At 64.7% G+C, this 7,126-nt stretch carries 8 protein-coding genes; 5 read left to right on the top strand and 3 right to left on the bottom strand.

The window, feature by feature from the left end:
- The 5 genes from FEF27_RS11790 to FEF27_RS11770 form a co-directional block, all read left to right on the top strand.
- The coding region (locus FEF27_RS11790; RefSeq protein WP_138171091.1) for a type IV secretory system conjugative DNA transfer family protein at positions 1 to 1,197 on the top strand (1,197 nt) is incomplete at its 5' end.
- Positions 1,198 to 1,277: 80 nt separating this feature from the next.
- Entirely contained in the window at positions 1,278 to 1,718 is a 441-nt protein-coding gene (locus FEF27_RS11785) for a single-stranded DNA-binding protein (RefSeq protein WP_034224863.1), read from the top strand.
- 37 nt (positions 1,719 to 1,755) lie between these two features.
- A complete protein-coding gene (locus FEF27_RS11780) occupies positions 1,756 to 2,295 on the top strand; it encodes a hypothetical protein (RefSeq protein ID WP_081794104.1) in 540 nt (179 codons plus the stop codon).
- A 4-nt stretch (positions 2,296 to 2,299) separates the two neighbouring features.
- Positions 2,300 to 2,527, top strand: coding sequence for a hypothetical protein (locus FEF27_RS11775; protein WP_034224858.1), 228 nt, complete (start codon positions 2,300 to 2,302; stop codon positions 2,525 to 2,527).
- 181 nt (positions 2,528 to 2,708) lie between these two features.
- On the top strand, positions 2,709 to 4,457 hold the full coding sequence (locus FEF27_RS11770; protein WP_138171090.1) for a recombinase family protein: 1,749 nt from the start codon (positions 2,709 to 2,711) through the stop codon (positions 4,455 to 4,457).
- Positions 4,458 to 4,595: 138 nt separating this feature from the next.
- Here FEF27_RS11770 and FEF27_RS11765 read toward each other — a convergent pair whose 3' ends face one another.
- The 3 genes from FEF27_RS11765 to FEF27_RS11755 all read right to left on the bottom strand — a co-directional run bounded on the left by FEF27_RS11765 (position 4,596) and on the right by FEF27_RS11755 (position 7,084).
- Entirely contained in the window at positions 4,596 to 5,594 is a 999-nt protein-coding gene (locus FEF27_RS11765; protein ID WP_138171089.1) for an Abi family protein, read from the bottom strand.
- A 492-nt stretch (positions 5,595 to 6,086) separates the two neighbouring features.
- Positions 6,087 to 6,197: an HNH endonuclease gene (locus FEF27_RS13900; RefSeq protein ID WP_138171088.1), complete on the bottom strand. Its 111-nt coding sequence runs from the start codon at positions 6,195 to 6,197 to the stop codon at positions 6,087 to 6,089.
- Positions 6,194 to 7,084: a hypothetical protein gene (locus FEF27_RS11755; RefSeq protein WP_138171087.1), complete on the bottom strand. Its 891-nt coding sequence runs from the start codon at positions 7,082 to 7,084 to the stop codon at positions 6,194 to 6,196. Before FEF27_RS11755 ends, FEF27_RS13900 begins: the two co-directional genes overlap by 4 nt.
- Positions 7,085 to 7,126: the final 42 nt, after the last annotated feature.

Here is a 7,126-nt window from a genome sequence, read left to right as displayed (position 1 = left end):
GGTTACTACACCCTCATCTGCGAAGAGCCCGATAACCTCACCGCGACCCTCCGCGACCGACGCCGCAAGGGCGGGCCGGTCGCCGTGTTCGACCCGCAACACCTCGCCGAGGGCATCCCCGCCGGGCTGCGCTGGTCGCCCATTCGCGGGTGCGACGATCCGCTGACCGCGATGATCCGCGCCAACGGCCTCGCCGCCGCCACAGGCCTCAGTGCTGGCGGGGTCGAGTCCGGCGGGTTCTGGGAGGGCAAGACCCGCACAGCACTCCAGAGCCTGCTGCACGCTGCCGCGCTCGACGGCCGCCAGCCGGCCGAGCTGTTCAGGTGGACTCTTGATCCCAGCGCGGCGTCGGAGGCCGTCGCGATCCTCAACTCGCACCCGAACGCCGCGATGGGCTGGGACGACTCGCTAGCCGCGATGATCGACGCCGACCCCAAGACCCGCGACAGCATCTGGCAAGGCGTCTCCCTCGCGCTCGCAGCCCTCGCCGACCCGCGCGTGCTCGATGCTGTCACGCCAGGACCGCACGAACACTTCGACCCCGAGACCTTCCTCACCGAACAAGGCACCCTCTACCTACTCGCCACCGGTGCCGGAGCGGGAGCCTCCGCGTCGCTGGTCGCGGCGTTCGTCGAAGACCTCATCGAAACCGCCCGCCGACTCGCGGCACGCTCACCGGGAGCCCGGCTCGACCCGCCGCTGTTGCTCGCGCTCGACGAGATCGGAAACCTCGCGCCGCTGCCGTCACTGCCGACGCTCATGGCCGAAGGTGGCGGCACCGGGATCACGACCATGCCGGTCTTGCAGTCCCTCGCCCAGGCTCGCGACAGGTGGAGTGAGCATCAGGCCGGCGCGATCTGGGACGCCAGCATCGTCAAGATCATCCTCGGCGGCGCATCCAACAGCCGTGACCTCCAAGACCTCTCCACGCTCATCGGAGAGCGCGACGAGTACACCGACAGCGTGACCCTCGGCGACCACGGCACCCGCTCGAATCAGCGCTCGATCCGCCGCGTCCCGATCCTGCCGCCAGACCGCATCCGAACACTGCCGTTCGGCACCGGCATCACGATGCTGCGCTCTGCGCCGCCCATCGTCACCGACCTGCGCGCCTGGCCGACCCGGCCCGACGCAGCGCAGCTCCGCACTGACCGCGACGAACTCGAAGCGCTTCTGCGCCACCGTCCCGCCTCCTGACGACGCTTGGAAGCTCCAGTGCACCTGCCTGACAGAGCGACCCACACGCAGTTGGTCGCCCGAGTCAGGAGGAGGCCATCATGGCCATTCACACCCAGGAATCGCTGTCAGGCTTCATCGCTTCGGAGCCGTTGCTCACCGAGACGGCAAAGGGAGACGCCAGGTTCTTCGCCCGTATCGGCAAGGAGCACTTCCGCCGCGAGGACGACGGCTCGTTCACGCAGACCGAGACGACCTACCACCACTTGGTGATGTTCGGGCGTTCCGCTGAGCACGCGCACGCGAGCTTCGCCCAGGGCGACAACTTCGTCGCCGAGGGCTACACGCGGCCGGTCAACTACGAGCGCAACGGTCAGGCAATCGAGGGCGAAGAGTTCGTCGCCAAGAAGATCGGCCACGACGCCGCGCGAACCCGCTACGAGGTCGACCGGACGCCGCGCAATGGAGTGGGCCGGGACGCAGCAACGTACGAGCCGACGCAGCGAGCAGCGACCGCGGCGCACGCCCCGGTCAGCATGTGAGTTCGGGAGTCGAAGCACCATGAACGATCAGCATGAGATGGATGAGCCGGACGTCTTCGACGGACCGCCCCGCGTCACGAACGCGGACATGCCCGAACCGCCGCACCCCGTGAACTGGAACCTGCTGACGGCGCACGAGCTGGAGCAGGAATGGCTCGCGCTGAACCGGTGGGTTGACTGGCTGCGGCGCACCTATGGCCTCCCGGTCGCGGTGGTGCCGCCGTTCTGGCACCACCACCCGGAGATGGTCTGGGAGCTGTCGGCGCTGCACCTGCATTGGCTCGCGGCCTACGACCCCGAGCAGAACGCATCCGCGCCGCTCGGTTGGCACCGCGACTTCGCCGACGCTCGAGAGCGGCTTCGCTACTGGGTCACGGCCTGCGGTACTCGTGGGGACCGCGACCGCCCGACCCGGCAAGCTGCGTGGCCCGGTGAGGACCCGGCACCCACGATCCAGGACTTCACCTTCACCGACCGGGACGCCGAGTTCGTCGAGTTCGTCATCGCCCAAGTCCGCAAGCGCCAGGAGGCCGAAGACGAGTTCTACGCCGGCCTGGACGACGACGAAGCGCAGTAGACCGATGAGCCGCTACGCCAAGAAGACCGACCGTCGCCCCTACGAGGAGCGGTCGTTCTCCGTCCGGGCCGTCCACCGCGAACGCGCCGACCTGCACAAGCTCGCCGAGGTTCTCATCCGGCTGACATTGCAGGAGACCGGCGAGAGCCGCGCGGCCCGCGCGGCCGAGCGGGTGCCCGACACCTACCGGGCGGCGCCGGATGGCCTGGCCGCCTCTGAAGCCGCCCGGTAGAATGAACTGTGCAAGCCTCGCGATGCAGGGTGTTGTGGCCTAAACCTCGCCGCTCGGCGGGCAACACGCACCGAGACCATCGGGTCTCGCCCTACAGCCTTCAACGGCTGCTCTCACGATCAACACCCCTCCCACCAACAGTGGGAGCGCGAGGGTCGAACCGCGTGAGAGTGAGCCCCCGATGACCACCATTGCCGACGATCCGGCAGCCAGCCTCATCGACCCGCCCAAGACTGCGGCTGCCGCCGTGTCGTACCTGCGGGTCTCCACCCGCGAGCAGGCCGAGAAGGGCGGGACCGACGAAGGCTTCTCGATCCCTGCCCAGCGCGAAGCGACCCGGCGTAAGGCCGAACAGCTCGGCGCCGGCATCGTCGAGGAGTTCGTCGACGCGGGAGCCTCAGCCAAGTCGTCCGACCGGCCCGAGCTGATGCGGATGATCCAGTATGTCAAGGCCAACAAGGTCGCGTACTGCATCGTTCACAAGGTCGACCGGCTCGCCCGCAACCGCGCCGACGACGTGAGTATCCACCTCGCACTCCAACAGTGCGGGGTCATGCTCGTGTCTGCGTCCGAGAACATCGACGAGACCCCCTCCGGGATGCTGCTGCACGGCATCATGTCCACCATCGCCGAGTTCTACTCCCGCAACCTCGCCACCGAGGTCGCCAAGGGCATGAACCAGAAGGCCATCGGCGGCGGCACGAACGGGCGCGCGCCCATCGGCTACTTGAACGTCCGCAAGCGCGACGAGCTCGGGCGCGAAGTCCGCACCATCGAGCTCGATCCCGAGCGAGCACCGATGATCGAGTGGGCGTTCAAGGCGTACGCCTCGGGCAACTGGAGCGTCAGCCAACTCCACGACGAACTCACCTCGCGCGGGCTGCGCAGCCTGCCCACGCCGAAGAGGCCGGCGAAGCCTCTGGCGGTATCCACCATCCATCGGCTCCTGACCAACCCGTACTACAAGGGCGATGTCATCTACAGGGGCACCCGCTACAAGGGAAGCCACCCGGCACTCGTGCCAGCCGAGGTCTGGTACCAGGTACAGTCCGTGCTCACCGCGCACCAGTGCGCCGTCGAGGCAACCCAAGTCCACGGCCACTACCTCAAAGGCACCATCCACTGCGGCCAGTGCGGCTCCCGGCTCATCGTCTCCAACGCGAAGAACCGCCACAGCAACGTCTACTGCTACTTCGTGTGCTCCGGTCGGCACTCCAAGCGCACCGACTGCACACGCCAGGCGATGCTCATCGAAGACGTCGAGAAGCTCGTCGAGGACTACTACACCCGCGTCCAGATCACGCCCGCCCAGCAGGACGCCCTCGCGGGCATGCTCCACCACGAGTTCGACCGGCTCATGGCCGTCGAAACCGAGGAACTGGAACGCCTCACCACCAACCGTGACCGGCTCGAAAGCGAGCAGGACCGCCTCATGCAAGCGCACTACGCCGACGCGATCCCGCTCTCCGTGCTCAAGCGCGAGCAGGACCGCATCGTCGCCGAACTCAACCAAGTGACCCGCCGCATCGACGCCCACTTCGGCGACTACGCCGACGCCCGAGCCCACCTCGACGACGCCCTCGGCCTACTCGCCAACTGCGCCAACATCTACACCCGCTGCGACGACACCAACCGGCGCCTGTGCAACCAGGCCTTCTTCACCAAGGTCTTCATCGACGAGGACAACGAGCTGCGCGTCGAGCACAACCGGCCCTTCGAGATGCTCCTCGATCCGCAGGTCAACGCCAACGCCCTGACCTGGGCCGCAGACGCGAACAAGGCCCGAACCTCGACCAACGTTTCCGTTGGCAAGGGTTCGAGCCTTGTGCGTGCGGTGGGCCCTGCGGGACTCGAACCCGCGACCAGCGGATTAAAAGATCCCCTGAGTGGGTTCTGCTGGAATCGGTCGGTGTCGACGAGTGTCCTCTGACCTGGGGTTTTGCAGTTTCTTCTGTCGGTGGGCGTCGCTCGGAATCGGTGGATGTGGAGCAAAATGGCCACCACAATGGCCACCACATTCAGCAGGCCACAGTGTCTCCGAAGACCCCTCCCGCGCCGGGAGTTTGCTTCAACTGGAAGTTATGTTCCAGAACCTCTCATGGTGCCAGTCTGCTGGGAACCCCATCGCTTGCTGAGGGACGGTCGGATAGTCCGAAATCAGGTCATAGAGACGTTGTGACCACGTGAGGTCTGAGGCGGTGGTCAGCAACAGTGATTGGATAGCTGTAAGTCCTGGATATATCCGAATGGGACCGTGCCGAGGGTCGGTGATCTTCCCATGAGATCGCGGCCAAGGAACGGACTTGCTCTTTGGAGCCGTGGGCGCGACACCGAGAACGACATTCCACAAGCGGCCATGGTGGGCACCGATGTTCCGGAACCGCAGAAAAGTCCTCAGCCACGAAGTCAACACTGGTCCGGGGACGCCGAGCTGACGGGCGATGCGGTTCGAGTCTTCACGCTGCTGGAGGTTGTCATAGAGCGACTTCACCTGACCGAAAGTGAGCCCCTCCATCATGATCCAAGAGGGAGGAAACTCCGGTTCGCCATACGTGACCAAGTAATGCTCTAAGGCAGACCGGTAATTGTGCACATCGCCGGGGTCTTCAGGCCGGCCTTCGAGCTGACGTCGGCTACGTTCACTCACCTGATCCAGAAACTCAGAGTGCCGAGCCAAATCTCGGAAATATGACGGCTCGGTGTACCAGAAGGCATCCTGATGCTTCAGTGACATTTCGTCAGTCACTGCGGCCCGCAACCTGACCTCAATGTGCTCCAACGCATCCAGGACGAGGAGCCGGAGCTGGCGGTCAAACGAGTAGAGGCTCATCACATCTTCGAAGGTTGCCCCTGGCTTGAAGTCATGATGATCACGGCCACGCTGGAATGGGACCATGTACGCGGAGAGGCGGTAATAGCCGATGTTGCTGATCTGCTGGGCTGCCTGAGCTTCGTCTGTGATGGCAAGTCCACGGCTTCTGAGCAGATCCACTAACGCAGACGAGCTCAGGGGCGGCTTCTCGAAGCGTCCGCTTCCGCGGGCACGGGGCATTCGTCGCTTCGGCATGTCCTGAGTCTAGTCAGGCGGGAAAGAAAAATCCCCCAAGTTGCGCTTCTCCGAGAGGCGTGGGGGATATGATGACTCCATACTACATGAGATCCAGCTGGCCGCTCGAACCGTGTTGATTTGAGCGGCCAACCTGATGTGGTGGAAGGTAGTGGAACCAATCCGAACTCCCGACGTCGTCTGGAGAGGCTGGTAGCCGCTTGGGGACAGGCGAAGCGGGGCGATGGAGATGGCTCAGAGTTGACCGCGGAAACGGAGCCAGATGTCGTCTCACACCCTAGTCGCCGTAATCGAACGCCGCTGACGGAGAACGAAGTAGAAGCTATTCGAACTGCTCGTCAGGGCGGTGAGAGCGTGCTGTCGATCGCGAAGCGCTTCGGTATTCACCGGGCGACCGTATGGGAACACACACGACGAAAGTCGAAGTAGGTGCGAAAACCTTGTTGGGCTACTCCACGACCCAGGTTGCGGAGAACATGTATCCGAGGGACTCTAGTTCGCCGACTTACGGATGTTGCAGATCAGGTGCGCGAGGACCGAGTTGCTGCGAGTGTGGTCCCCACCCTTCGACAGGGGAACGACGTGGTCCAAGCTCGCGCTCATGGCATCGGGTGTAGCACTTGTGGATCGACCTTCCCTCCACAGATGCCGCAAGTCCAAGCGTCTCGTTCGTATACCTCCACTGGATCAAACCGCTCGATGGTGGCTTCTGAACGGGCCCGGCGCTCGTGCTTTGCCGCATTGCTGCTGATTCGGCGGCGACGATCCATCTCCGTTCGGTAGCGCGGCGAGTGCGTCGGCTCGGGGTAGGCCGGTGCGTCAACGGGGACGGCGGCGTAGCACTCCCAGAAGAAGTAGTCCACGCCGTCGGGCTGTAGATCCGTGACCCGCTCGCGGCGCCATTGACACAGGACGCCGTTGATGTCGAAGGTGTGGCTGAATAGCTGACCCTCAAGGCGTTCGCCTCCTGGACCGTGCGGTCCGATCACCAGGGACGAGTAGTAGCCTTCATCAGTCGCCCCTGCTACGAACATGTCACCGCCCTCGGCAACGGCTACGACGATGCGCGAGGTGAAGTAGCCATCGGGCATGTCCTGGACGAGGTACTGGGTCAAGATGCCGTAGCGCTCGATCACATCACCTGGATGCGGCCCGTACCCCTCCCACTCGATAGGCAGTTCGGGCGGGCGCGCATCCGGGAGGGTGCGGAAGACACGAGGGCCGCTGGTTCGTGGATTCGGTCGCGGCCCGGTGGCTTCGACCGCTGCCGCCACTCGTTCGGCGTTGATGCTCGCGCTTCCGCGACCGTAGCGGCGACGCAGGAGGTTGTTGCACCGTCCGGAGCACACGTGTCGGTCTCGTTGCACCCAGTGGGCGCTCGCCGGCACCGGTTTGCCACAAATCACGCAGGGCTCTCCGCCCTTGGCTCGGCCATCTGGATGTTTCAGTGCCTCATCCATGACGCGGAAGTGAGCGTCTTGATCTGCCATGAGAGTCTGTCTTTGCGTCGGTGCGGTGATGACGTTCGAGTC

Origin of the sequence: Nesterenkonia sphaerica (assembly GCF_005771565.1) — a bacterium.
Classification (GTDB): domain Bacteria; phylum Actinomycetota; class Actinomycetes; order Actinomycetales; family Micrococcaceae; genus Nesterenkonia; species Nesterenkonia sphaerica.
This window is presented reverse-complemented; position numbering and strand designations above follow the sequence as displayed.

Excerpts from the sequence above, each read along its gene's own strand:
- FEF27_RS11785 (WP_034224863.1), top strand. The coding sequence starts at position 1,278 with ATGGCCATTCACACCCAGGAATCGCTGTCAGGCTTCATCGCTTCGGAG.
- FEF27_RS11780 (WP_081794104.1), top strand. The coding sequence starts at position 1,756 with ATGGATGAGCCGGACGTCTTCGACGGACCGCCCCGCGTCACGAACGCG.
- FEF27_RS11775 (WP_034224858.1), top strand. The coding sequence starts at position 2,300 with ATGAGCCGCTACGCCAAGAAGACCGACCGTCGCCCCTACGAGGAGCGG.
- FEF27_RS11770 (WP_138171090.1), top strand. The coding sequence starts at position 2,709 with ATGACCACCATTGCCGACGATCCGGCAGCCAGCCTCATCGACCCGCCC.
- FEF27_RS11765 (WP_138171089.1), bottom strand. The coding sequence starts at position 5,594 with ATGCCGAAGCGACGAATGCCCCGTGCCCGCGGAAGCGGACGCTTCGAG.
- FEF27_RS13900 (WP_138171088.1), bottom strand. The coding sequence starts at position 6,197 with ATGAGCGCGAGCTTGGACCACGTCGTTCCCCTGTCGAAGGGTGGGGAC.
- FEF27_RS11755 (WP_138171087.1), bottom strand. The coding sequence starts at position 7,084 with ATGGCAGATCAAGACGCTCACTTCCGCGTCATGGATGAGGCACTGAAA.